This is a genomic window from Mesorhizobium sp. BHbdii, assembly GCF_053848045.1.
In genome coordinates this window covers 1-478 of sequence record NZ_JBSPKX010000170.1, presented here as the reverse complement: position 1 = coordinate 478, position 478 = coordinate 1, and the positions used below count along the sequence as shown (strand labels likewise).

2 protein-coding genes are annotated in these 478 nt (G+C 62.6%); both read left to right on the top strand.

Annotation, left to right across the window (positions count from 1 at the left end; all coding sequences use genetic code 11):
• The first annotated feature begins 65 nt into the window (after positions 1-65).
• Positions 66-317 (top strand): hypothetical protein, encoded by a 252-nt coding sequence (locus ACWTU8_RS32455; protein WP_454581945.1) that lies wholly within the window; start codon positions 66-68, stop codon positions 315-317.
• A partial coding sequence (locus ACWTU8_RS32450) for an efflux RND transporter permease subunit (RefSeq protein ID WP_455851328.1) occupies positions 311-478 on the top strand: 168 nt, incomplete at its 3' end. The genes ACWTU8_RS32455 and ACWTU8_RS32450, both read left to right, overlap by 7 nt.

The window sequence follows — 478 nt, the reverse complement described above, 5'->3', positions numbered from 1 at the left end:
CCGGTGAGGAAATGAAAAACGGTTCGCGAGCATGCGCTGCGAATCGACAGATAAGGAGCCGGCCAATGCCACAGCGCCGCGATCTTACCATAGATGAGGCCGTCCGGGATCCGATGATCCGGCTGGTCATGAAGGCAGATGGGGTCGACCCCCGCGCCTTCGAGAAGATGCTTCGCTCGCTTGCCGATGGTCAGCGCCGCGACGTGCCGTTGCTGCGTTCGCGGGATGCCTCCCGTGACGGGCACGGCCAGTTGTCGAGACTTGCCAGCGCCTTCGGGCGGGCAAGAGCAGCCGGCGAGGCATGTGTGTCATGGTGAACTTCTTCATCCACCGTCCGATCTTCGCCTCAGCGATCGCCATCATCATGGTGCTAGCCGGGACGATTTGTTATTTCCTGCTGCCGGTCTCGCAGTTTCCCGATATCACGCCGCCCCAGGTCGTGGTCAGCGCTCATTACCCGGGCGCCAGCGCGCAAGTC